Source organism: Weissella paramesenteroides (assembly GCF_051903945.1).
GTDB lineage: Bacteria > Bacillota > Bacilli > Lactobacillales > Lactobacillaceae > Weissella > Weissella paramesenteroides_A.
Window position 1 is genome coordinate 1,725,277 of the sequence record NZ_CP192268.1, and the last position, 23,371, is coordinate 1,748,647.

Here is a 23,371-nt window from a genome sequence, read left to right on the forward strand (position 1 = left end):
CTCCATGGCAATGGGCCTCGTGGCAATGCTGCCGGGTGTGTCGCAACCTCCCACATCATTGCTCGTCAATGGCACACTAATATGAGGACACATTTATGTTGTCCTTCATTTAGCGTACTTAATTATGATACAGCAGCCTTGCTTGATAATCAAGCATTTTATTTGTTTTTATCAAATAAATTTTCAAGCGCATTTTTTCGCATCACAACGTCATTTATCATACACAATTTAAAAACAAAATACCAATATAAACTCTTGAGTTTGTTAATTATTTTTTACAGATTAAAATTCGTCTGTCGCTTCTCTTTTTTTCATATATAATAGAGATTAGTTTAAAAGACGTTATGTCAATTGATGTTATACAATATAGTAGATTTAAGGAATTCCAAATTAATGAAACAATCACTTACGCAAATCCACGCGATGTGGGAAAAATTTCCAACAGTGCAGCAGGAACTTCAAGATGTGCTATTCATTATCCAAAATTCATTACAGGCAAATGATAAAGAAGTTGAGAAAGCATTATTAGATATGTTCCGTGCTGGTGGCAAAATGTTACGTCCAGCATTCGCAATTATTATCGGGCAATTTTATCCGGGCAATACTTCAAATCTAAAACACATTGCTGCTGCAGTTGAAATGTTACATACTGCCACACTTATTCACGATGACATTATCGATGATTCACCAGAGCGACGTCATGCACCAAGTATTCAATCAAAATTTGGTAAAGACATTGCAGCATATGCTGGTGACTATCTTTTTGCTGCCACTTTCAAAACACTGGCCTACCACACTGATGATATGACACTAGTTCGTCAAGCAACAAAACTATTAGAAGATATTTTAACTGGCGAACTTACCCAACGTACCAATCATTATGATCGTCACATGACGCTAGCCGATTATAAGGAGCAAATTGCAGGCAAGACAGCTGCTTTGTTTGTCCTTTCTGCTCAGTTAGGTGCCGCAAATGGTGACGCTCCAGACGAATTCGTCGATTTAGTTACTGAATTTGCTTTCAACGTGGGAATGGCTTTTCAGATACTAGATGATATCTTAGATTACCAATCAACAAAAACAGATTTAGGTAAGCCAACATTGCAAGATGTTCGTGAAGGTGTTTATTCAGCCCCATTGATTATTGCCATGCAGGACAAAGCAGAAATCCAAAACCTTTTGGCAAAGAAAGATCGCATTAGCAATGACGAATCAATACAGCTACGTGACTTAGTTATTGCCTCAGGCGCTGTTGATGAAGCCACCAACTTAGCTAGTGAGTATACTGAAAAAGCATTAGATTACCTGGCACAGTTACCAGATGGTGAAGCAAAAGATACTCTAATAACCATCAGTGAAGCGTTATTAGAACGTGCAAATTAAAGTTACTATTATATATAGTAGAAATTCATTCCTTTTAAAAACCGACGTTCAGTCAATTAGCTGAGCGTCGGTTTTTATATTTATTCATCTTCATATTCAAATTCAAGCGCCGGATCGGCATTCAATGCCCAGTCACCACGCATGCCATGACGATATGCGATATCAACGGCTGCCCCAATCATTGCTGCATTATCACCAGCTAATTTAATAGGTACCGGAATAAAAGCTATATCTGGTCGTGCTGCTATCATCTTTGTCAATGCATCACGTAATCCCTTGTTGGCAGCTACCCCACCAGCAACAATAAACGACTTTACTGGATAATTATCTAATGCCTGTGCTGTTTTACTTACCAAAACCTCAATAACGGCTTGTTGGAAGGAAGCAGCTAAATCATTATGATCAACCGTTTCACCACGTTGATCAGCATTATGCATCAGGTTAATAACAGCACTCTTTAATCCTGAGAAAGAAAAATCATAAGCACCATCATCAATCAGAGCCCGCGGTAACTTATAATTTGGCTGGCCAAGATGAGCCATATCGTCTAAGGTTTTACCAGCAGGATACTTAAGCCCCATTGTCCGGCCAACTTTGTCATAACTTTCGCCAGCCGCATCATCACGCGTATCACCAATCACCACATAATCATACTCTTCGCGCATCAAAACCAATTCTGTATGACCACCGGATACCATTAACGCTAGTGCCGGATACTGAATAGGTGAAACAAAATTAGCAGCACTGATATGACCGGCCAGATGTAATACTGGGACTAGCGGTAATTGGTGTGCCCAAGCAATCGTCTTTGCAGCAGTAACGCCAATTAATAAAGCACCAACCAATCCAGGACCTTGGGTAACACCAATCGCTGTCAAATCACTGTAAGTCAAGTTTGCATCTTCAAGTGCAGCATCAGCTAGGATTGTGACTTGTTCGATATGGTGGCGACTAGCGACTTCTGGCACGATACCACCAAATCTTTGGTGACTCTTGATTTGAGTCGCAGTCTCCAAACTCACAATTTCATCACCATTTTTTACTATTGCCACACTAGTTTCATCAGCACTTGATTCAAATGCCATGATATAACGTGTTTCTGTCATGCCTTACTCCTTTACCTGTATTGGTAACTCTAACATCATTAAATCAGCATCCTCAACAGGACGACTATAATACGCTTTACGCTTACGATAGGTTTTAAATCCTAAGCGTTGATACAGATGCTGAGCTGCCTGGTTACTTGCCCGAACCTCTAACAACACTTTTGTTCCATCACTAAATTCATCAAACCAAGCACGCAATAAAATTTCTCCAAGGTGTTTACCTTGTTTCGCTTTTAAAATAGCCACATTACTAACATCTAAAGTATCATCTAAATAGATTCCCCCAGCAAAACCTATTAACTGATCATGGTCCATGATTCCTACATAATGCGAGTATTCATTTTCCAGGTCTTGCTGAAAAGTTTTTAATTGCCATGGTGAACCATTTACGTAGGCATCATTAGCAATGCGATACAATTGCGCTGCAGTCATATCATGTTTATATAAGAAGTTCATTATCAATTTGATTTCCTAATATTTGTGCCATATCAAATGCATCCTCACCATTTTCACCATAGTAATGGACTTTTCGGCGTATAATTTGAAAGCCCAATCGTGCATATAGTTGCTGCGCGCGTTTATTAGACACACGTACTTCTAATGAGATGCGATGAAAATTAACTTGTTGTGCAATCGTCATCATATACATGACCAAGAAGGTGCCGACACCGCGACTTTGCCAATGAGGTGCGACCATAATATTGGTAATATGAACTTCATGAATGCCTGGTCGAAAAGCTGCCCCAATTAACGCTACCATCGATCCCGTTTCAGGCTGACGAACAATCACATACAATCGATCACGCGTGCGTCGCAACTCCTCAGCAAAAGCTTCCATTGGCCACAAAACTTCTCCATCATATGCCGCCTTTTCAAGCGCAATAATATCTTCTAAATCTGAACGTTTGGCAGGCATCAAATCAAATTCAAAATCCTTGATGACAATCGTTTGGTGAAATTCACGCATTTCATCTGATACTGGTTTTTCCCACCAATGAGTCAATTGATTAAACTTTTTCCACATAGGCGTGACCACCTTGTTCTTCTGGATGCGCCTTGGCCCAATCAGCCTCTGCTTGTGATAAACGATGATAATTGGGAACAAATTGATGAATATCATTCATATCAGTCAATGTCGTACTATCTGCTGCAAGGTTCATCATATTATCTGCATGTGGTAAATTATCTTGCGCAAAGGTTGCTGTAGGAAACAGCTCACGTAGCTGTCCTTCAAAACGTTGCCACTCACCAACAAAAATAATTGGTTGACTAATTGTATCTAAAGCAAGATGTAATTTCTCAATATTCATATGCTGATCAGATTGTCGGACAACCAGGTGTCCTGAATCCCACTGATACTGTGCAGCATAAATGTTTTGATTACGGGCATCCATGATTGGCACAATAATCGCATCAGTATCTGTCACGTTCGTAGCTAACAGTGCCAAACTTGAAATACCTGTCAATGAAATACCTAATGTAAAGGCAAGCGTCTTTGCTGTCGTTACAGCAATTCGCAAACCAGTATATGAACCCGGACCCTGACTAACAATGACGCTATCCAAATCTTGTGGTGTCCAATTTGCTTGCTTGACCAACTCATCAATGAACGGTAATAGTTGCGTCGAGTGATTCCGACGAACATTGGTTTCACGTTGATCAATCAAGTGATTATTTTCAAATAGCGCAACGCTCAAAGGTTGATTGCTTGTATCAAAAGCAATGGTTTTCATATCACTAGCTCCTTTATTTGTGAAATACTAATATTTATTTTACCGCAATTTTAACAGAACAAAAATGTTTTAAATACAATTATTAAACTAATTATGTGCTTTACCTCGGCGCTGCGAAACATATAGCCAAATTCCCAATATAATCATTAGACAAATTAAACCAAAATCAAGCATCTGTCTAACCCAGATTAAACTGATACATTGAATCACGATAATAACTGGTAGCAAATAAATGGCATAGTTAGGAATTTGCCATGCCGATGAATCAAACATGTATGCTAGTAATCTATCATGATATAAAGGGTCAGATGAATGTTCTTGCTTATATACTTTATATCTTCGATATATTGATCGTCCAATAAATAACAAATCAATTATAATCATCAATGGCAAAAAACAAATAAAGATCAAGAAAAATCCGATATTAAGACTTTTCTCTGCCTGACTAAGTGCAAGCAAATAAACAAAACTGACACAAAGTGTATAGACATATATCAGTCTTGTACGTTGCGTTGTTAAATACTCTAACATATCCCTCCCTTTCTTAAACAAAAAAGACCAATGCTGTCTCCGACCTTGATTAATAACGCAAGGTACTTAACACATTGATCTAATTTTCTACTACTTACCGATCACCGTAGCCATTAGGATGCTTTTGGTGCCAGTTCCAAGCTGTACTAATAATTTCCTTCACATCATCATACTTTGGTGCCCAGCCAAGAATTTCACGTGCCTTGTCTGATGAGGCAACCAATGAATCAGGATCGCCTGCACGACGAGGACCTATTTCAGCAGGAATAGGTTGGCCTGTTGCTTCACGAGCAGCTTCAACCATTTGCTTAACTGAAAATCCATTAGCAGATCCCAAATTAAACTGGTTTGATTCATTACCCTTAGCTAGGTAATCCAAAGCTAATACATGAGCATCTGCCAAATCCATTACATGGACATAATCGCGGACATTAAATCCATCCGGTGTGTTATAATCATCCCCAAACATCATGATCTTCTCACGTTGACCTAAAGCGGTTTGTAAGATAATTGGTACCAAGTGAGTTTCAGTTGGATGATCTTCACCGATTGACCCATCCGCCTTTGCACCCGCCACATTAAAGTAACGCAATGCGACCCACTTTAGTCCATATGCTTGGTCAGCCCACTTCATAATGTGTTCCATTTGTAGCTTTGATTCACCATATGGGTTAATTGGGTTTTGTGGTGTCGTTTCCTTAATAGGATTTTCTTTAGCCACACCATACGTTGCCGCCGTTGATGAAAAGACGATTTGCTTCACGTCAAAGTCTAACATCACTTCTAGCAAATTAATCATACCGTAGACGTTGTTATCAAAGTACTTCAATGGCTTTTCAACAGATTCAGGTACGATTGAAGATGCCGCAAAGTGGACAACTTGCTCAATATTTTCCTTTTCAAACACTTCAGACAATGCTGCCTTATCACGAATATCAACTTCGTAAAATGGTACCCCCTCAGGTACTGAAGCACGGTGTCCCGTTAACAAATTATCAACAACCACAACATCACGATGGTCAGCTAATAATGTAGCAACCATATGAGAACCAATGTAGCCAGCTCCCCCTAATACTAATACAGACATATCAACTCTCCTTATTGTCTTAGTTACTTTTAGTTTAGCTTAATTACTTGCTGTCGTCCACTCAATTGTGGCTTCAGCAGACAACACATCCCCAAACCAAATACGGTGTCTTGTGACATTATCAACAAGTTGAACTTCTGATTTAATTTTGTTGCCATACAAAACTTCGTGCTCATATTTAATGTTCATTGCTGTTGGTTCATGACTTGTCAAAAATTCAACAGGTAGCACATCACTCATCCATTCGGCATACTTAGAATTATTCACGTGATGGTTAGAATCAATATCCAAATAACGGACAAAATAATCCTGTACAAAATCAACTTCACGGGTGTCATCAAATGGGGTCACTTCAGGAGCACGTGGTATTTTACGAACATGCTCTGGTTGATAAGCTTCCGCCATATCTTTAGGAATGCGAGCTAACTTGCGCTTATTCATATCAATCATTGAGAATAGCCCATCCATAATAACAAGATCATTACCTGCTGCATCGATTAATCGATACTCACGCTTGGCGAAAAATGGATTAAATTGCTTGGCTTTTGTGGCTAAAGTAATGGTTTCACCGTCTTTTGGTCGGCGATTAATCGTAACAAGTTGTTGTAATACAACCCACCCCAGCCCTTTCGCGTGAGTATATTCTGGGCCAATCTTCAAATCAATTGCTTGTTGTGTTGAACTTAAAATCGCCAGATTATAAATCATTGGTAGACTCAATTTACCGGTGACATCTGCTTCATAGTAAACCACATCATGTGGCATACGAAATTCTACAGCCATTATTTATTTTCTCCTTGATATTTTAAATAAAGTGTTTGGCGATCAATTGCGCGTTGTTTAGCGATTCGCTTAATGGCCGCTGTTGGTTTTAAACCATTCTCTACTAATTCTTTTACTGCATCAACGGCAGATAACTCTGCTAACGGATCTGTATCTGATGTTTCAATTATTTGATCATTTCCTGAAACAATCACCACAAATTCACCTCGCACCTCATTACTAGTTGCCCAGGTAACAAGTTCTGCAATGGTACCTCGTAAAAACTCTTCATAACGTTTTGTCAATTCACGAGCTAATACCACCTGACGCTCAGCACCAAATACCTTTTCAATCGATTGCAAAGTCTTTGCCAATCGATGTGGTGCTTCATAAAAAATCATCGTTTCGCGATGCACTTTTAGCAAGTCAAGTTCATGTATTTGTTCCTTAGGTTTACGAGGTAAAAAGCCATAGAACATAAACGGTTGTGGTGCCAGACCAGACGCAATCAAAGCTGTAATACCGGCACTGGCCCCAGGAATGGGTACAACTGGCACATCAGCTAAAATGGCTGCTTTGACCAGTTCATGACCAGGATCTGAAATTGATGGCATGCCTGCATCAGAAACCTGGGCAATACTATCGCCTGCTTGAAGTCGCGCAACTAATTCGGGAATACGTGTTTCCTTATTATGTTCGTGAAAAGAAATCTGCTTTGTCGTAATCTCAAACTGGTTCAATAATTGTTGTGTATGCCTAGTATCTTCGGCAGCAATCACATCGACATCTTGCATGACTTGAATTGAACGGTTTGTCATATCACCAAGATTTCCAATTGGTGTTGGCACTAAATATAATGTGCCGGCAGTATGTGTGCCAAAACTTTTCTGTTGTTTCATGATAAACCTGCTAACTTAAATTGACTTTCTAGTATTGTTGCTTCCAATGTTGTTTGAAAATTAATATTTTTTTCTAGTCGCTGTGGTGCTGCTAATACAATATTAATCACAGCTAACAATGTTTTTGTGTCAAAACGTTGCACTTCACGCGACCAGTCATTTGCAAAATGGTTGTTTTGCACGCCGGTCTTTAATAATAAAATATCGCGCCACGCCTGCGCTAGCATCATTAACAATGTTTTCCCATGCGCAATATCTAGTGCTAAGGGAACATATAATGTTTGAACTAACGTAAAGGCTTGATCAGAATTCTTTAAGATAGCCGACACTAACGAACTGGTTGCCTGTGTTGCTTGCCTAAACCAATCATCGGTCAGCCATTCTTCAGCAACAACTTTGCTGTCGGTTAATGACTGTACCAATGACACTTCATCAGCATGATACCCCAGCGATAATAATTCTTCCTCAAATTGTTCATTCCCCACTGCCGCAAAAGCAATGACTTGTGTTCGAGAAATAATCGTCGGCAAGATTTGGGCGCGATTTTCAGCAATTAAAATCGCTGTTTGCCCTGGTGCTGGTTCTTCAATAAATTTCAACAATCCATTGGCAGCACTAGTCGTCATCGTATCGGCGCCAGCAACAATGAAGATTTTTTGTCGTCCTTCAACGGCAGTTTTTGTAAATTCTTCTTTTAAAAAACGCACTTGATCGACTTTAATACTTTTACCATCTGGATGCACTTCAATGACATCTGGGTGTTCATGTTGCACGATTCGTTGGCATTGATCACATGTACCATCAGGTTGTCCATCAGCTGTGACATGTTGACACATCAAACGCATAGCTAACCAATCTGCAACTAGTTCTTGACCACGCCCAGCTGGTCCGGTAAACAAAAAAGCGTGAGCAAGTTGTTGACTTGCTAACGCCTTTTGTAGTTGCGCAATCAATTGAGGCTGTAGCGCCATGACGCGCGCAATTAATTCTTTGGCGTTCATGAGCACCTCTTAGAAACGATGGAATTGTTCAACATCTTGAACGAATACAGTCGCACCACCAACTTGCACTTCCATTGGTGTCGCAGCTGTTGATTCCATTGATACATCAAGACTAACCGCTGGTGTCATAAATTGCTTACGCGTATGTGACGTATCATGAATCAAATCCAATACCTCTTGTACACGATCATCTTCAATACCAATCATAAAAGTTGTGTTTCCAGAACGAAGGAAGCCACCAGATGTTGCTAACCGAGTTGCTCGAACATTCGCCTTAACAAACTTACCACCTAATTTATTAGCATCCTTATCTTGTACAATTGCAATAATCATTTTCATAATGTGGAAACCTCCTAGTCGTGTATACCAAGTATTGGCATCAATGCTGTCCATGTATCTGTTATAACATCAGCCAAGTCCTGCTCGGCATTAATAATTAGAAAACGTTCTGGATATTGCGTCGCAAGTTGGTGATAGGCATCAGTAACTCGTTGATGAAATGATAGCGTTTCAACATCCAAACGATTAATTTCATCTTGCCGGCTCTCCTGAATCCGCTGTAACCCAATCTCAGGACGAATATCTAAGTAAATCGTTGCTGTTGGCATAATGCCCTTGGTTGCAAACTGATTAATCTCTGTCACTGCCTCAATACCTAAGCGACGACCACCACCCTGATAAGCAATAGAACTATCTACATATCGATCACTCACAACAACCTTGTCAGCTGCTAATGCTGGCAACACAGTATCGACTAAATGTTGACGTCGTGATGCCGCATATAGCAAAACCTCGGTCCAAGCGTCCATACTGGGTAAATTAGGATTTAAAACCACGTCACGAATTGCTTCAGCAACTTGGCTATCTTTGCCTCCTGGTTCTCTTGTTAATACCAACTTGTCACCTAGTAACGGGGCTAGTCGTTCAACGATTGCTCGTAAGACAGATGTCTTTCCCGCGCCATCAGGACCCTCGAATGTGATAAATGTCCCTGACATGTATTCACCGCTTTCTAATCATTCTATATTTTTTATTATACCAAAAAGAAGCCGATACAAAATAGTTTCGACCTCTTATTTAAGAAATTACCAATAAAATAGTGGTTTTATATAACTTTTGCTGTCATTCATATTACTCTGGATGAACAAATGCAGTTGACCAATGGCCCCGCATCCCCCGTTGCCGTGCAGCTCGTAGTAAAAAAAAGTATTTTTGCTTAGCTCTAGCTGTCTCGGCCTTAATCATCCGTGGTGCAATATCACTTTCAAACATGGCTGTCTCAGATTTACGCGCTTTTTCATAATCATATTTTGCATGTTCGATTGCTTTTGATAATTGTTCATCATATGATTGCTTATCAAATTTTGGATGTTTACTATGTAATTTAAATCTCATAGTTGCGTCCTCCCTTCGACTGCCTTAATTAACGTAATCTGATCAGCATAATCAATATCACTACCAACTGATAATCCAGTTGCTAGTCTTGAAACTTTTAATCCTGCTGGTTTTAATAAGCGTGACAGGTACATTGCTGTCGCCTCTCCCTCAGCATTTGCATTGGTGGCAACAATAATTTCTTGAATCGTTTCATCTTTTTGCAGACGATTGACCAATGACTCAATATTAATATCATCAGGACCCTTACCCTCTAGTGGTGAGAGAACACCATGTAAGACATGATACAAGCCACGATATTCACCTGTATTCTCAATGGCCATCAAGTCCTTCACTTCAGCAACAACCAGCACTTGGCTCTGATCACGATTCTTATCTGAACAAATCACACAAGGGTCCGTTTCCGTTAAATTACCACATATTGAACAAAACTGGAGATCACGCTTTGCCGAAATTAATGATTGTGCAAAACTGGTAACCTCTTCTTCAGGCATATCGATGGTATAGAACGCTAGCCGCGTTGCAGTCTTTATGCCAATACCTGGTAATTTTGTATAACTATCAATTAATTTTGCAATTGGCTCTGGATACTGCATGCATCTGCCTTCTTTCTACAACATTTTTTAGAACATACCCTTTGGCGCAAACTGTCCTAAGCGCTTTTGTTGATCCTGCTCAATTTGCTTTAATGCATCATTGACAGCGACAATAACCATATCTGATAGACCATCCACATCTTCGGGATCAACAATTTCTTCATTAATTTGTAAATCTTTCAATTCACGATCACCATTGAAGGTTGCCAATACAACATCAGATGGTGCGTGACCAATATAATCTGTCTTTGCAATTGCAGCCTGTTCATCTGCCATTTGCTGTTGCATTTTCTTTGCTTGCTTCATCATTTGTTGCATATTTTGTCCACCGAACATTTATCATTTCCTCATTTCATATTTTTAATCATCAATCTCTTCAACAAGTGCCGCATCAAAAATTGTTTTGGCTTCTGTTACTATATTATCTTCCGCCGGTTCGTCAGTTTCTTCAACATCAGGATTTACCGGTGGGGTTTGCTGTTTGTGTTTTGGCAATTGCGCCACAAATTTTGCACGTAATTGTGGCCAACTCTCTGTCGTAATAAAGATTAATTGACGTTCATTTTGTGCTTGTGTTAATTCACGAATTTGTGTCACCATCGTCTGTAACAAATCCGCCTTGTGCATGGCATTAACACGAATCACATCAAAATCGAATGCGACAACTAATCCATTACTTGATGCTGCAATTGGCCGTGAGACATTCAACATCGCCTGCTCAGGTACCGGCAACATATTGATCATGTCACCCCATATCGATGTAATGCGATCTAAATCACCACGGGTTGCTTCCGATAGCACCCCAAATACAGCTGCTTGATCATCACTAATATGTGGCGCAACACGAGATCTTTGACCATTCATCGCAGTTGGTTCTGGTGATGGCTTTGGTTGATCTTCAACAGCAGGTGTTGACTGATCTGGTGCTGGTGTTGACTTAACAGCAACAGGTTGCACAGATGACTGAACCGATTGGGTCACTGGTGTCTCGTGATCAACTGTTGTTGACGACACAGATGGCGCAGCAACCTGACTCGTAGGTTGGCTAAGCTTAACAGTCAACACTTCTAGATAAATAGCTGGACGATTCGTGAAACGTAACTGTTGCTGTGTTTCATTCAATATATCAATCATGGTATACCAGACATTTGCCGATTGTTCCTTAGCCAACTGGGTAAAGGTCTCATCAGGAACTAGCGTCACTAACTCAGGCGCCTCGGTATACAATAATAAGTCACGTGCATAGCTGATTAAATCTTCAACAAAGCGATTAGCATCTTTACCTTCATTCAAAACTTCAGATAATTTTGCCAATCCCTGTTTCGTATCCTGATTGACAACTGCTTCAACATAGTTGCCCAGCAATGTTTGCGTCACAGAACCTGTCACTAACAACGCATTATCCAACGTCACATGTCCATCACCAAATGATAGTGCCTGATCTAGAATGCTTAATGCATCACGCATTCCCCCATCAGCTGCATTAGCAATAACCCTTAGTGCTGCCTCATCATACGTATTACCACGTTGATCTAATATATAAATCATCCGTTCATATGCTGATTGCGCATTGATACGCTTAAAATCAAAACGTTGCGTACGTGAAATAATCGTTGCTGGGATTTTTTGTGGCTCAGTAGTTGCCAAAATGAAGATAACATTTGCCGGCGGTTCTTCTAAGGTTTTTAGCAATGCATTAAAGGCACCTGTCGATAACATATGAACCTCGTCAATAATATACACTTTATATTTTGCACGAGTTGGCGCATAAGTCACATCTTCACGAATTTCACGAATTTCATCGACTCCATTATTTGATGCTGCATCCAGCTCAATAATGTCACCAAGTGTGCCATTATCAGCTGCTTGACAAATTTCGCAAGTACCATCTGGCTCACCATCCACTGGATGAAGACAGTTAATAGCTTTCGCAAAAATTTTGGCAGCGGAAGTCTTTCCCGTTCCCCTGGGTCCATTAAACAAATACGCATGCGTTATTTGCCCAGTTATAATGGCATTCTTTAAAGTCTTGGTCACGATTTCTTGACCAATCATATCGCTAAATTTTTGTGGACGCCACGTCCGATATAAAGCCTGATATGCCATGACTTGTGACCCCTTTCTTATCAGTTACTTTGCGCTGATTTATGTGTAACTATCATTACCAATAATATCAGAAAAAGCGTGTTGATAACAGCTTACTTCAGTGTTTTAAATCTGGTTATTATTTTGTTTGCTTACTTCATCGTATAAAATAAGTAACAGCGACAGTGATATGAAAAAGAGGTTGAAACAAAAAAATTGTTCCAACTTTTTTGCTAAAAATATATTCATTATCAGCTTGAAATTTTTATAGCATAAACGCGTTCCAAAAGTCTGAAGCCTCAATGTAACGCAATTTGCGTTACACGCCGGCTTCAAAACAACTTTTGTCTCGCTCTCATGAAAAAGAGGCTAGAACGAAATGTTCTAACCTCTGCTTAATTACTAAAAGAAGTGAAGCACAATGCACGATCTCCTTAGTGCTGCTGCCTTCCGACCCTGACACGATTCGAAGTGCACACTTGCCCCACGAACTATATTATAGCAAGAATTTTTATTTTTGACCAGTGTTTTCCGCAGCCAATCGTCGCTGACGTTTTTCTGCTTTTTTCCGTTGTCTGACTGCTTTAAAAAATTGTTTTAACAACACACTTGCCTCATCTGCTCGAACCCCTGCATGTACGTTTACTTGATGGTTTAATCGTTCATCTGTCAACAATGCATACATGGACGTCACGCCACCAGCCTTGGGATCCTCTGCACCATAATAAACATCCGTCAATCTGGTTTGCTGAATCAATCCAGCACACATAATGCACGGTTCTAACGTGACAAATAATTGTGCATCTGGCAAACGCCAAGAATGCAATTGCCTGTTCGCTTCTATGATAGCCTGATATTCAGCATGCTGACTACCATCTTGCGTATGTTCTCGTAAATTAAATGCTCGACTAATAACTTGGCCATCCTGTACAACGACCGCACCAATGGGTACTTCACCAATCACAGCTGCTTTACGCGCTTCAGCTAAAGCAAGGCCCATAAAGTAATTAACTTGGTCAGTTGTTAATGGTGCTGCCATAACGACTCTCCAAAATATAATACCCCTTATCTTTAGCAATCGTTTGTACATTGCCAAATAAGTCAGCCATTAATTTTTTAGCAGAAGGCGCACCCTGTTTCTTTTGCAAAACAACGGTCAATGTACCACCATTGACTAAGTGGTCAGCTGCTCCGGTAATCATATCCGTCACAATTTGCTTACCAGCTCGCACAGGTGGATTAGTTAGAATAGCCGCGAATTTTCCTGATACATGCTCATATCGATCAGATTGTATTACTGAGATTTGTTGCGCCACATGATTTTGTTCAGCATTACGTGCAACTAATTCCACGGCACGCGCATTAATTTCGGCGGCTACGAATGCTCGTTCTGGCATAACTTTCGCCAAACTAATGGCTACCGGTCCGTACCCCGCACCCAGATCTAAAATTTTGCCCGCGGGGATGTCTTGATTAAATGCCATCAACATTGTCCGTGTGCCATAATCAACCGTACCTTTTGAAAAAACACCTGCATCAGTTGTAAACGTTAGTTGATTATCAAACAATGTAAACGTCCAAGTATGTTCATCATGAGCTGTGGTCGGATTTGCGGTGTAATAGTGTTCAGCCATAATATTCCTTTCTTCAATCATTTGTCCTATTTAAAATATTTATTCAAAAACTGTCGCACTGTTGCTTCATACTTGGCAGGATTTGTTCGATATGACTCCACATGAGCGGCACCTGGTACCAAATACTTTTCTTTTGGTCCATTACTTGCCTCATAAACCGGCTTCATAAACCTAGTTGGCACAAACTTATCATTATCACCATGAATGAACAACATTGGCCGCTTATTCTTTGCCAATAACTTTTCTGCATCAGCTTCGTGGTAACTATAGCCAGCTAATACTTTTGAATAACCTGAGACAACTGGAATGATTAGGTTTGCTAACCAGTCTGGTAGTCCATACATATTACCTGCTTCATAATGCAATTCATCAGTGACCGATGTATACCCAGAATCTTCAATGTATGCTTTAACCCGTTTTGGCGGATTCATCCCCGATAACATCATTGTCGTCGCGCCACCCATTGATGCACCCATTACCGTGATGCGGCTTTGCTTGCCATTCTTAGCAAGCAATTCTTTTATCCAACCTTGATAATCTTTCGCATCTAGGTAACCAAAGCCGATATACTTACCACCAGACTTACCAGCTGCACGATTATCAGGCATCAAGACGTTATATCCCATACGATGGAACATTTCACCGTATGGCGCCATTGCCTTATGATCAACGCCAAACCCATGAATCACGATAACTGTTTTATTCGTTGGCTGCGTTGCTGGTAAATATGAACCAACTAATTTCGTACCATCTTTTGCTCGTAAATGCCATGTTTCTGTATCGGCCGCTAACCACTTTTGTTGTTGTGGATATAGTGGGTTCTTCTTGCTAACTAAACCACTGCCAACAAAATCTTTTTTGGCCCGTACCTCAGCAACATGAAAAAAATACCCACCAGCGCCAAGAACAGCTGCCCCCATCACTACGACCAAAGTGGCTGCCACTGACCATATTTTTCTTTTGCGAGACCATCTTTTATGTTGTTTTGTCATCTTTAAATCCTTACCTTTTACCTACGAAACTTACTCAAAGTATTATATCATAAGGATTCGACTACTTTATTTTTCCGATTGCGCAGAATTTAGTTTGATTACTTGTGTCGCAACGTGCTTTAGAAAAGTTTCATCATGTTCAACAAGCAACATGGTTGGTTGTGCTAATTTGATCACCTGTTCCAACTGTTCATGATTAAACACGTCAAGATAATTCAGTGGTTCATCCCAAATAAATAACTCTGCTGGCGTCGCTAATGATTTGGCTAATTCAACACGTTTTCGTTGACCCATACTCATATCTTCAATCCGGTTTTCAAATACTCGTCGTTCCAGTCCTAATTTGTGTAAGTTATTAAGTAAGTCTTCATAACTTAAATGATGTTCCTCAGCAAACTCAGACAAAGTGCCATGATTATCCTCATAATTCTGCCGAACATAGCTAATTTGCATATTGTTCGCTAAATCAACCTGGCCTGTCACCTGCCCATCAAATTGTCCAAATAAATATTGAATAATTGAAGATTTACCAGAACCATTCGGGCCTTGCAGTGCAATACGTTGGCCCTGTTCTAACTGAAATGAAAGTGGTTGAAATAATGCTTGATTATCATAACCTAATTGCAAGGATTCAACGGTTAATAATCGTTTACGGTAACTAGGCTCATAGCTCATCGTCAGCGCATCAACCGTTTCGATTTCCTTTAGTAATTGCTGTTTTTCTTCAATACGCTGTGTCATATGATCAACCAACGTCTTGGACCGTTTCATCGTCCGTGCAGCTCGCGCACCAATAAAACCAGTATCAAAAATTGCGCCACTACCCGTAACATTTGGCTTACCATACTTGTCTTTTTCTCGTCCGCGTGACCATTCTGCTTTTTCAGCGGCTGTTTGCTTTAACCGACTAATTTCTGATTGTAATTTTTTGTTTTGTTCTTGTTCATAGTTATCACGTGTCGCTTTTTGTTCTTCATACACTGAAAAGTTTCCTTGATATAACACAAGTTGCTGTTTTTCAATGGCAACGACATGGTCAACAACTTCATCAACAAATGAACGATCATGGCTAACTAATATAAAACCCTGTTTTTTAGCTTTTAAATACTTAGCTACTTGCCGTCTAGCTTGTTGATCTAAATGATTGGTCGGCTCATCAATTAATGGAAAATGTTGATCATCACTGAATAGTAAAGCTAATAAAGCCTTGGTTTGTTCACCACCTGAAAGACTATCAAATGGTCGCCATAAAATACTTGAATCTGCTTGTAACAAATTTAATTCTTTTTCTATTCGCCAACTCTCAATATCATTTCTTTCAGTTAGTACAAAGTAAGTTAGTTGTGTTCGGTCTTTGATTGGCTGTGGAAAATAATTAAAAGCCACTTGATGAATAATCGTCCCTTGATATGGATATTCACCCATAATCAAATGCAGTAAGGTTGTTTTACCACGCCCATTACGACCAATTAATCCTAGTTTCCAACTTGTATCGATGATTAGGTTCGTTTGGTTAAATAATAACTGCGTTTGATTACCAAAACCAAACGTTAGTTTTTTTAATTCAATCGTGCTCATATTGTGACCCCCTGTAAATAAATCAGGCAGTAAAAACAACATAAAGCGCACAAAAAAACCGCCATATGAAGTCATCATACCACCTGAAAATGCTGACACTACGCCATAAAAATATGGCAATAGCTATTGTTGCAATTTCAATATGGTATTAATTCTTCAATGGACGGTCCTCACTTTTTTTATTTATTTACAGGCTATAAATTATCATAAATAACGACAAAAGTCTACATAAAGCTATCGTAATTAGGTATTCTCCTTTAGAGAATCATCTAAATAGTAACAAATGTCGACCAATTAATAAATTAATTAGGCTTAAATGGACACTGATGTACGGGTTTTGCTATTTATGCTAAAATAATTAGAACAATATGAGATTAACGGAGATATAAAATGACATATTCATTAAATTGGGATCTAGATCCTATCTATCCAGGTGGGATCGAATCCCCTGAATTCGCAGATAAACTATTATTACTTGCACAACAAATCACTGATCTAAAGAACAATGTTGCTGAATACAAAAAGCAGACGGATCATGACTTTACAACGTTTGCCAAGTTGGTCAATGATAACCAAGTCATTTTTTCAGGTCTACGAACAGCTGCATTGTTTGTTAATGCCCTATCAGCTGCCGATTATACCAATCCAGCTTATCGTCCTTATCAAACGAAAGTGTCTGAATTAGGCGTGGCCTACCAAGCATCATTGAATGCCTTCGCAAAATTATTAACCACATTCTCAGATGCAGAATTTAAACAAGCTTTGGCAGAAGAAACGGTTGCCCCAGTGGCCTTTTACCTCAATGAACTTCGCACGCAAGCTGATCGTTTATTAGATGATCAAACCGAAGAACTGCTAAACACCTTAGCCCTAGATGGACTGAAGGCTTGGTCAGAACATTATGATACAATCAGTGCCGGGTTGACGATGACTTATACGGATGAAAATGGTAAACAACAATCCTTATCAGCTGGTCAAGCTTTAAACCGAATTGATGACTATCCAAACAATGATACTCGTGCCGAAATTATGCACCAATACGAAAAAATGTGGGGTAGTGCCGAGAATTTAGCAGCTGATACCTTAAATCATTTAGCTGGTGCTCGTTTAACTGAACAAAAAGCCCATGGTTACAATGATTTTCTCGAGGAGCCACTTGAATTAAATCGTATGTCTCGCGCAACACTGGATACGATGTGGCAAGTTGTAGATGATAATAAGGACATGTTCAAGCCATACTTTGAACGTAAAGCACAACTCCTTGGTCTTGAAAAAATTGGTTGGCAGGATCAGTCCGCACCAATCACAAAATTAGGAGACTATGAACCAACGACTAACACTTATGATGAGGCAGCTGCCTTTATCATTAAAAACTTTGGCAAGTACTCGCCTAAGATGGCTGCCTTTGCGCAACATGCCTTTGAGAATCAATGGATTGAAGCTGAAAATCGGCAGGGTAAAACGCCAGGTGCTTGGATGGAAAGTGTGCCAGATATTCACGAGTCGCGTATCATTACAACCTTTACGGGTTCTGTCAATGACTCTGCAACCATTGCACATGAAGTTGGTCATGGTTTCCATACCTCTGTCTTAACAGATCTACCTGTGTGGCGAGATTCTTATGCGATGAATGTTGCCGAGACAGCATCAACTTTTGCTGAAATGTTGATTGCTGATGCCAATGTACAGACGGCTAAATCAGATGCGGAAAAAGTTGTCTTGCTAGATGCAAAAATGACTAATCCAATCGCGATGTTCTTAAACATCCATGCCCGTTTCTTATTTGAGAAGAGTTTCTATGAAGAACGTGAAAATGGTTTTGTTCCTGCTTCACGCTTAAATGAATTAATGGACAATGCGCAAAAAGACGCCTTTGGTGGTATTTTGGATGATCGCCACCCACACTTCTGGGCTTCTAAGTTACACTTCTATATTGATGATGTCCCATTCTATAACTTCCCATACACCTTTGGTTACCTATTTAGTCAGGGCATCTATGCTTGGGCACAAACACAAGATGATTTTGAAGCTGCCTATATTTCATTGCTACGTGATACCGCAAATATGACCACCGAAGAATTAGCTAAAAAGCACCTCGGTGTTGATTTAACTAAACCAGATTTCTGGCAAGCTGGTGCTGATTTAGTTAAGAAGGATATTGATGAATTCTTGCGCTTATCAGAGCAATTTATTTAAAAGCAGATTAAATCTAAGCACTGCTTAGGCTGAGCCGTAATTTCGTGCTCAGCTTTTTTTTAATATATTCATTATCAGCATGAAAAGCAGCACGACATTTTCAAAACATAAACGCGTTCCAAAAGTCTGAAGCCTCAATGTAACGCAATTTGCCATTCCTGTCCTTCGCTTTGTTTCGGCCAAAAACGACGCAAATCACGTGTCACACCGGCTTCAAAACGATTTTTGTCTCGCTCTCCGTTTGTTACCCGCTTTCATGCCGTGCTATAAGTATTTTAATTTTCGCTTAAGTTTCGTGTTATTACACTATATATAGAGACTATTTCAATTGGACAAGTATTGTTAATACTTCATACCAACCATTAATGCAATTTTTTATAAAAAAATCTGGAAGGAAGTGTTTCATTTTTGCATAAAGAAAAGTCTGGCCCGAAAAAGAATAATCCGTTTCTAAGCTATACATCCTATGTCATCGCGTTAGGTGGTTTTCTATTTGGTTACGATACTGGGGTAATTAATGGTGCCCTAACTTTTATAAGTCGTCCAGATCAACTGGGTGCTTTACCCACGGTTCAAGGGTTGATTTCTAGTGCTCTCGTGCTTGGTTGCATGTTTGGTGCATTAGCAAATACAACCCTCGCGGACAAACTCGGACGCAAACGGCTATTACAATGGGTAGCTGCTATCTTTACAATTGCCACAATCGCATGTGCGCTATCACTTAATGCTTGGATGTTGATCATTTCACGCTTTATTCTTGGTTTATCAGTTGGCTGTGCATCCAGTTTGTCACCGTTATATCTCAACGAAGTTTCTCCAGAAATATTGCAAACGCAAAATGTTAACAAAAATGCGATCGCCATTGTCCTTGGACAATTAACCGCATTTACGGTCAATGCCATTCTTGGTTCACTTTGGCCAGATTGGCACCCAATTTGGCGAATCATGATGCTAGCCGCTGCAATTCCAGCAATTTTACTTTGGATAACCTCAACAAAGATTCCCAACAGTCCATTTTGGTATCTCCTGCAACGTCAACGCGACCATGCTGGTCGTATTTTTAAGGAACTTGGTTTCTCAAAAACTGATATCCACGAAAATGTTGTTGACGCCAAAGAGTCAATCAGTCAAGGAGAGAAAACCAACTGGCATATGCTTTTCTCATCTAAACCAGCAATTTATCTATTAGGTGCTGGTATTACAGTTGGCTTTATTCAACAAGCATCTGGAATCAACACGGTGATGTATTATGGCTCTGTGATTCTTGAAAAGGTTGGTTTAGGATCTGGTGGTTCTTTGTACGGTAACGTTTTAATTGGTCTTGTCTCATCCTTAGCTATTTTAGGTGGTAAACGGGTCGTTGAACGGCTTTCATCTTATCGGCTACTCACGATTGGCCTAACAACCAACGTCTTTAGTTTAGGACTATTAAGTTGGGTCATGAAAACCACGCCATTAACACCATCAGCAAATAATGTTCTCGTGCTAATTATTTTGGCATTTTTCTTAGCAACACAACAAGGACTTGTGAGTCCAACAACTTGGATGTTGCTATCCGAAATGTTTCCACAACAATTACGAACAACCTTTAATGCAATTAGTACCGCAATGATTTGGTTAACAAACTTTGTTATTAGCCTAATTTTCCCAATTCTAATTGCTCATCAAGGAACAGCAGGTGTCTTTATTATATTTACATTCGCAAATTTTGGCTGCATCTTTCTGGCTGCCATATTCGCAAATTCACGCTTGGTCAAGCGCGCTGCGGCAAAGTTCTAAAACAATCTATAAAATCATCGCGTGTGCCAAAACACGTTTAAGAGGTTGGAACAAAAAAAGATGTTCCAACCTTTTTTGGCTAAAACACATCTTTTACAGTGACACTATTTTCTTGGTAGTCTGCAATCTTCATGAACATCTCATACTTCGACTGACTGGTTGTTTTTTCAGCCAAATCTTGCAGTTGATGCTTAATAACATGCGCATCTGTGATTGCACCGCAAATATCTTGAATCTTCTTGGCACGTTTTACTCGCTTATGTTCTTTCTCAGGCATATAATCTGCAAAATAAGTCGCTGAATAACGTAGCGTTTTGGCACGTTTACGTACATGATGGACACGTTCATAATTTTGAAAATCCAGATTATTATATTGCTTCATTAGTTTTCGATCTCGGCGCTTAAATTCTTTGGCCATCATTTTATCATGGGAGATTCCTTCAAAATTTAAGTCTTTTAAAGTTATATTGACCTTATCAAGATATTTCTCGATAATTGCCCGTGATTCTTCGGTAAGAATTTGCGCCATTTTTTCAACTCGACGGTGTTGCAACTGTTTAAAAAGTTCTGGATAAATTCTTCCAGTCTCAGGGTATTGATAAGCATACTCACCAACTTTTGCGATTAAAACATCCAAATCTCGTAAATCACTAAAATATTGTGCAAATTCACCTAAATCTGTATTTAATTGGTTATAAATCGAAGTTGACAATGTTGGTTTTAAAAATTTGATCAAACCACGCAACGTTCGAATTGATACACGTAAATCATGTACTCGCTCAACTTCATAGGGATTATTTTGATATCTTAACCACTCAATTTTAATTTGTTGATACTGTTGTTGCAGAATTTCTTTAACTGACATACGAGCCACCTCCTCTGGCTATTAACCACCATTCTCACGATGTCAGGTGAACGATCACTCTTTTGTTTAAAAATAGCACGTTTCGTCAATAAAGTAGACCAATATGTATCAGATTTTTAGTGCATGTTTCTGATACGATGCACATTAAGCGCATAGAATTTATATTCTAGCATATCAATATTATGATATAAGAGTGCACGCAACCTATTTCTTTCACTTACCTGTATAATAAAGACAGACTAACTAGGGGGAACTACAAATGAATCTATATCGTTCAAAAAATCATCGCATCATTGCTGGTGTCCTTGGCGGAATAGCTGAACGCTTTGGCTGGAATGTCACCTTACTTCGCTTCATCTGGATTCTCTTAACCATCACACCATTGCCTGGTTTGATTATTTACCTAATTCTATGGCTGATTTTGCCTGAAAAGGATGATTAGCCAAAAACATCTATACAAAAAAAGCGGCCAGCATGTGGTCGTTTTTTTTGTATAGGTTATTTTAATACCCATTTCGATGATGCACTAGCTAAAGCAACAGTTAATCCAAGTGGTAACAAAGCTGAATAGTCTAAGTGACACACTTCAAATAACATGAATAATGCCATCAATGGTGCTTGTTGAGATGCTGCTAAAAAGCCCACGGCCCCAATAACTCCAGCCTGAGCAAGGGAAGCTCCTGGTGCAATCAATACATATCCAAAACCAATCAAGACACCTAACGCACCCCCAATGGCAATCGATGGTGTCAACGTACCACCTGCCGCACCACCTTTAATCGTCATGATTGTGACGGCTGCCTTTAGCAATGCACCAATAAGTAAGAAGACTGCTAAATGATAGTCCGTATGCACAAAAGCAAATTCGGCTAGTCCACGGCCATTTCCCATGATTTGTGGCATAAACATAGCAACTAGACCAGTTATCAAAGCTGCTACTGGTAATTGCCATAAAATTTGTGAGTGCATTGCACTATATTTACCAGCCCATTGAAAGCCACGTCGGAACCAAGCCCCTAACACACCCATGAGGACACCAATAACTAAAACAAATGGCAACATATCCAGAGTAAAACTCTTTTGTGCAATTAAGTAATACGGTACAAAACCCTTCGAAATTGAACCAACTAACATGGCGATCACTGACATACTAAGACTAACCGAGATGGTTTTCATATCAACCTTTTTTAATAAAATCTCAACTGCAAAAAGCATACCCGTGATTGGTGCAATATAAATTCCAGCAAATCCGGCACCAGCAGCAGCGGCAATTAATAGCCGTTGATCATCTGTTGATAACTTTGCCAAACCAAAACGAGTCAACAACATTTGCCACTGCTGAGCCAACAATGCACCAGCTTCTCGTGGGGCTAACTCACGACCAACTGAGCCACCTGTTCCAACATAAATTATTTGCGTCATGACATGGATAGCAGTCGACCAAAATGGCATTTTTTTGCCCTTTAACGCCCCATTAATACTGATTGTTGGTTGTGAATATCGTTTTAAAAAATACCAAATTAGTGCCACAATAACACCACCAACGGTTACTGAAACCAAACGGTTTATGGCCGTTGCTTGTGTTGGTACAGGTATTTTTGCATTTTCTTCAAAATGTAAAAATACTCGCTCCACAACATCTAATAATTCACCAAGCAACAATGAACTAAATCCAACCACTAATCCAAGTACAATAGTTGAAACGATTAAGGTAATTGTCTGTTGCTTCGTCTCTTTTACCATGATTTA

General features: G+C 39.6%; 25 protein-coding genes and 1 other RNA gene. 4 read left to right on the forward strand and 22 right to left on the reverse strand.

From position 1 onward, the window contains the following. Window positions 1-393 precede the first annotated feature (393 nt). Window positions 394-1,383, forward strand: a complete 990-nt coding sequence (locus tag ACQ4QH_RS08555; protein WP_439818523.1) for a polyprenyl synthetase family protein — start codon at window positions 394-396, stop codon at window positions 1,381-1,383. 80 nt (window positions 1,384-1,463) lie between these two features. On the opposite strand, the gene tsaD is transcribed toward ACQ4QH_RS08555, so the two are convergent. The 20 genes from tsaD to abc-f all read right to left on the reverse strand — a co-directional run bounded on the left by tsaD (window position 1,464) and on the right by abc-f (window position 16,782). Next, window positions 1,464-2,489, reverse strand: coding sequence for a tRNA (adenosine(37)-N6)-threonylcarbamoyltransferase complex transferase subunit TsaD (gene tsaD, locus ACQ4QH_RS08560; RefSeq protein WP_439818524.1), 1,026 nt, complete (start codon window positions 2,487-2,489; stop codon window positions 1,464-1,466). 3 nt (window positions 2,490-2,492) lie between these two features. Beyond that, window positions 2,493-2,945 carry a ribosomal protein S18-alanine N-acetyltransferase gene (gene rimI, locus ACQ4QH_RS08565; protein ID WP_439818525.1) on the reverse strand — a complete coding sequence of 151 codons (453 nt, stop codon included), beginning with the start codon at window positions 2,943-2,945 and terminating at the stop codon, window positions 2,493-2,495. Next, the gene (rimI, locus tag ACQ4QH_RS08570; RefSeq protein ID WP_439818526.1) at window positions 2,929-3,513 is read right to left on the reverse strand and encodes a ribosomal protein S18-alanine N-acetyltransferase; all 585 of its coding nucleotides are present in this window, start codon (window positions 3,511-3,513) and stop codon (window positions 2,929-2,931) included. The genes rimI (ACQ4QH_RS08565) and rimI (ACQ4QH_RS08570) overlap by 17 nt, the downstream gene beginning before the upstream one ends. Further along, window positions 3,497-4,222 (reverse strand): tRNA (adenosine(37)-N6)-threonylcarbamoyltransferase complex dimerization subunit type 1 TsaB, encoded by a 726-nt coding sequence (gene tsaB, locus ACQ4QH_RS08575; protein WP_439818527.1) that lies wholly within the window; start codon window positions 4,220-4,222, stop codon window positions 3,497-3,499. Before tsaB ends, rimI (ACQ4QH_RS08570) begins: the two co-directional genes overlap by 17 nt. 87 nt (window positions 4,223-4,309) lie before the next feature. Beyond that, the gene (locus ACQ4QH_RS08580; protein ID WP_439818528.1) at window positions 4,310-4,753 is read right to left on the reverse strand and encodes a hypothetical protein; all 444 of its coding nucleotides are present in this window, start codon (window positions 4,751-4,753) and stop codon (window positions 4,310-4,312) included. A 94-nt stretch (window positions 4,754-4,847) separates the two neighbouring features. Further along, window positions 4,848-5,840, reverse strand: a complete 993-nt coding sequence (gene galE / locus ACQ4QH_RS08585; protein ID WP_439818529.1) for a UDP-glucose 4-epimerase GalE — start codon at window positions 5,838-5,840, stop codon at window positions 4,848-4,850. Between the two features lie 39 nt (window positions 5,841-5,879). Then, a complete protein-coding gene (locus ACQ4QH_RS08590) occupies window positions 5,880-6,623 on the reverse strand; it encodes an acyl-[acyl-carrier-protein] thioesterase (protein ID WP_439818530.1) in 744 nt (247 codons plus the stop codon). Continuing rightward, entirely contained in the window at window positions 6,623-7,501 is an 879-nt protein-coding gene (gene rsmI / locus ACQ4QH_RS08595) for a 16S rRNA (cytidine(1402)-2'-O)-methyltransferase (protein WP_439818531.1), read from the reverse strand. Before rsmI ends, ACQ4QH_RS08590 begins: the two co-directional genes overlap by 1 nt. Then, window positions 7,498-8,502, reverse strand: a complete 1,005-nt coding sequence (holB, locus tag ACQ4QH_RS08600; RefSeq protein ID WP_439818532.1) for a DNA polymerase III subunit delta' — start codon at window positions 8,500-8,502, stop codon at window positions 7,498-7,500. The genes rsmI and holB overlap by 4 nt, the downstream gene beginning before the upstream one ends. Window positions 8,503-8,511: 9 nt before the next feature. Continuing rightward, window positions 8,512-8,841: a cyclic-di-AMP receptor gene (locus ACQ4QH_RS08605; RefSeq protein WP_002828002.1), complete on the reverse strand. Its 330-nt coding sequence runs from the start codon at window positions 8,839-8,841 to the stop codon at window positions 8,512-8,514. 14 nt (window positions 8,842-8,855) lie between these two features. Then, window positions 8,856-9,500 carry a dTMP kinase gene (gene tmk / locus ACQ4QH_RS08610; RefSeq protein WP_439818533.1) on the reverse strand — a complete coding sequence of 215 codons (645 nt, stop codon included), beginning with the start codon at window positions 9,498-9,500 and terminating at the stop codon, window positions 8,856-8,858. 133 nt (window positions 9,501-9,633) lie between these two features. Next, window positions 9,634-9,897: a YaaL family protein gene (locus ACQ4QH_RS08615; protein ID WP_439818534.1), complete on the reverse strand. Its 264-nt coding sequence runs from the start codon at window positions 9,895-9,897 to the stop codon at window positions 9,634-9,636. Beyond that, window positions 9,894-10,493 carry a recombination mediator RecR gene (gene recR / locus ACQ4QH_RS08620; RefSeq protein ID WP_439818535.1) on the reverse strand — a complete coding sequence of 200 codons (600 nt, stop codon included), beginning with the start codon at window positions 10,491-10,493 and terminating at the stop codon, window positions 9,894-9,896. The genes ACQ4QH_RS08615 and recR overlap by 4 nt, the downstream gene beginning before the upstream one ends. Before the next feature lie 27 nt (window positions 10,494-10,520). After that, window positions 10,521-10,829 (reverse strand): YbaB/EbfC family nucleoid-associated protein, encoded by a 309-nt coding sequence (locus tag ACQ4QH_RS08625; RefSeq protein WP_150191481.1) that lies wholly within the window; start codon window positions 10,827-10,829, stop codon window positions 10,521-10,523. 24 nt (window positions 10,830-10,853) lie between these two features. Continuing rightward, entirely contained in the window at window positions 10,854-12,599 is a 1,746-nt protein-coding gene (dnaX, locus tag ACQ4QH_RS08630; protein ID WP_439818536.1) for a DNA polymerase III subunit gamma/tau, read from the reverse strand. Window positions 12,600-12,983: 384 nt separating this feature from the next. Further along, window positions 12,984-13,069, reverse strand: an RNA gene (ffs, locus tag ACQ4QH_RS08635) — signal recognition particle sRNA small type. Between the two features lie 20 nt (window positions 13,070-13,089). Beyond that, complete coding sequence (locus ACQ4QH_RS08640) at window positions 13,090-13,617, reverse strand: nucleoside deaminase (RefSeq protein ID WP_439818537.1); 528 nt, start codon at window positions 13,615-13,617, stop codon at window positions 13,090-13,092. Next, entirely contained in the window at window positions 13,595-14,212 is a 618-nt protein-coding gene (locus tag ACQ4QH_RS08645) for a class I SAM-dependent methyltransferase (RefSeq protein ID WP_436583352.1), read from the reverse strand. The genes ACQ4QH_RS08640 and ACQ4QH_RS08645 overlap by 23 nt, the downstream gene beginning before the upstream one ends. A gap of 26 nt (window positions 14,213-14,238) precedes the next feature. Next, window positions 14,239-15,204, reverse strand: coding sequence for an alpha/beta hydrolase (locus tag ACQ4QH_RS08650; protein ID WP_439818538.1), 966 nt, complete (start codon window positions 15,202-15,204; stop codon window positions 14,239-14,241). Between the two features lie 66 nt (window positions 15,205-15,270). After that, window positions 15,271-16,782, reverse strand: coding sequence for a ribosomal protection-like ABC-F family protein (abc-f, locus tag ACQ4QH_RS08655; RefSeq protein WP_439818539.1), 1,512 nt, complete (start codon window positions 16,780-16,782; stop codon window positions 15,271-15,273). 390 nt (window positions 16,783-17,172) lie between these two features. Here abc-f and ACQ4QH_RS08660 point away from each other — a divergent pair, with 390 nt between their 5' ends. Both ACQ4QH_RS08660 and ACQ4QH_RS08665 read left to right on the forward strand, forming a co-directional pair. After that, on the forward strand, window positions 17,173-18,978 hold the full coding sequence (locus ACQ4QH_RS08660; protein ID WP_439818540.1) for a M3 family oligoendopeptidase: 1,806 nt from the start codon (window positions 17,173-17,175) through the stop codon (window positions 18,976-18,978). Window positions 18,979-19,386: 408 nt separating this feature from the next. Continuing rightward, complete coding sequence (locus ACQ4QH_RS08665; RefSeq protein ID WP_439818541.1) at window positions 19,387-20,757, forward strand: sugar porter family MFS transporter; 1,371 nt, start codon at window positions 19,387-19,389, stop codon at window positions 20,755-20,757. Between the two features lie 79 nt (window positions 20,758-20,836). Here the strand turns inward: ACQ4QH_RS08665 and ACQ4QH_RS08670 are convergent, their stop codons facing one another. Beyond that, window positions 20,837-21,622 carry a CHAD domain-containing protein gene (locus ACQ4QH_RS08670; protein WP_439818542.1) on the reverse strand — a complete coding sequence of 262 codons (786 nt, stop codon included), beginning with the start codon at window positions 21,620-21,622 and terminating at the stop codon, window positions 20,837-20,839. Between the two features lie 259 nt (window positions 21,623-21,881). On the opposite strand from ACQ4QH_RS08670, the gene ACQ4QH_RS08675 reads away from it, so the two are divergent. After that, window positions 21,882-22,064, forward strand: coding sequence for a PspC domain-containing protein (locus ACQ4QH_RS08675; protein ID WP_251940865.1), 183 nt, complete (start codon window positions 21,882-21,884; stop codon window positions 22,062-22,064). 56 nt (window positions 22,065-22,120) lie between these two features. Here ACQ4QH_RS08675 and ACQ4QH_RS08680 read toward each other — a convergent pair whose 3' ends face one another. After that, entirely contained in the window at window positions 22,121-23,365 is a 1,245-nt protein-coding gene (locus tag ACQ4QH_RS08680; protein ID WP_439818543.1) for a chloride channel protein, read from the reverse strand. Window positions 23,366-23,371 lie beyond the last annotated feature (6 nt).

Excerpts from the sequence above, each read along its gene's own strand:
- recR (WP_439818535.1), bottom strand. The coding sequence starts at position 10,493 with ATGCAGTATCCAGAGCCAATTGCAAAATTAATTGATAGTTATACAAAA.
- dnaX (WP_439818536.1), bottom strand. The coding sequence starts at position 12,599 with ATGGCATATCAGGCTTTATATCGGACGTGGCGTCCACAAAAATTTAGC.
- ACQ4QH_RS08675 (WP_251940865.1), top strand. The coding sequence starts at position 21,882 with ATGAATCTATATCGTTCAAAAAATCATCGCATCATTGCTGGTGTCCTT.
- ACQ4QH_RS08580 (WP_439818528.1), bottom strand. The coding sequence starts at position 4,753 with ATGTTAGAGTATTTAACAACGCAACGTACAAGACTGATATATGTCTAT.
- ACQ4QH_RS08625 (WP_150191481.1), bottom strand. The coding sequence starts at position 10,829 with ATGTTCGGTGGACAAAATATGCAACAAATGATGAAGCAAGCAAAGAAA.
- ACQ4QH_RS08605 (WP_002828002.1), bottom strand. The coding sequence starts at position 8,841 with ATGAAAATGATTATTGCAATTGTACAAGATAAGGATGCTAATAAATTA.
- ACQ4QH_RS08670 (WP_439818542.1), bottom strand. The coding sequence starts at position 21,622 with ATGTCAGTTAAAGAAATTCTGCAACAACAGTATCAACAAATTAAAATT.
- rsmI (WP_439818531.1), bottom strand. The coding sequence starts at position 7,501 with ATGAAACAACAGAAAAGTTTTGGCACACATACTGCCGGCACATTATAT.
- tsaB (WP_439818527.1), bottom strand. The coding sequence starts at position 4,222 with ATGAAAACCATTGCTTTTGATACAAGCAATCAACCTTTGAGCGTTGCG.
- ACQ4QH_RS08645 (WP_436583352.1), bottom strand. The coding sequence starts at position 14,212 with ATGGCTGAACACTATTACACCGCAAATCCGACCACAGCTCATGATGAA.
- ACQ4QH_RS08680 (WP_439818543.1), bottom strand. The coding sequence starts at position 23,365 with ATGGTAAAAGAGACGAAGCAACAGACAATTACCTTAATCGTTTCAACT.
- rimI (WP_439818525.1), bottom strand. The coding sequence starts at position 2,945 with ATGAACTTCTTATATAAACATGATATGACTGCAGCGCAATTGTATCGC.
- tmk (WP_439818533.1), bottom strand. The coding sequence starts at position 9,500 with ATGTCAGGGACATTTATCACATTCGAGGGTCCTGATGGCGCGGGAAAG.
- holB (WP_439818532.1), bottom strand. The coding sequence starts at position 8,502 with ATGAACGCCAAAGAATTAATTGCGCGCGTCATGGCGCTACAGCCTCAA.
- ACQ4QH_RS08555 (WP_439818523.1), top strand. The coding sequence starts at position 394 with ATGAAACAATCACTTACGCAAATCCACGCGATGTGGGAAAAATTTCCA.
- ACQ4QH_RS08640 (WP_439818537.1), bottom strand. The coding sequence starts at position 13,617 with ATGGCAGCACCATTAACAACTGACCAAGTTAATTACTTTATGGGCCTT.
- ACQ4QH_RS08650 (WP_439818538.1), bottom strand. The coding sequence starts at position 15,204 with ATGACAAAACAACATAAAAGATGGTCTCGCAAAAGAAAAATATGGTCA.
- ACQ4QH_RS08615 (WP_439818534.1), bottom strand. The coding sequence starts at position 9,897 with ATGAGATTTAAATTACATAGTAAACATCCAAAATTTGATAAGCAATCA.
- abc-f (WP_439818539.1), bottom strand. The coding sequence starts at position 16,782 with ATGAGCACGATTGAATTAAAAAAACTAACGTTTGGTTTTGGTAATCAA.
- ACQ4QH_RS08660 (WP_439818540.1), top strand. The coding sequence starts at position 17,173 with ATGACATATTCATTAAATTGGGATCTAGATCCTATCTATCCAGGTGGG.
- ACQ4QH_RS08590 (WP_439818530.1), bottom strand. The coding sequence starts at position 6,623 with ATGGCTGTAGAATTTCGTATGCCACATGATGTGGTTTACTATGAAGCA.
- galE (WP_439818529.1), bottom strand. The coding sequence starts at position 5,840 with ATGTCTGTATTAGTATTAGGGGGAGCTGGCTACATTGGTTCTCATATG.
- rimI (WP_439818526.1), bottom strand. The coding sequence starts at position 3,513 with ATGTGGAAAAAGTTTAATCAATTGACTCATTGGTGGGAAAAACCAGTA.
- tsaD (WP_439818524.1), bottom strand. The coding sequence starts at position 2,489 with ATGACAGAAACACGTTATATCATGGCATTTGAATCAAGTGCTGATGAA.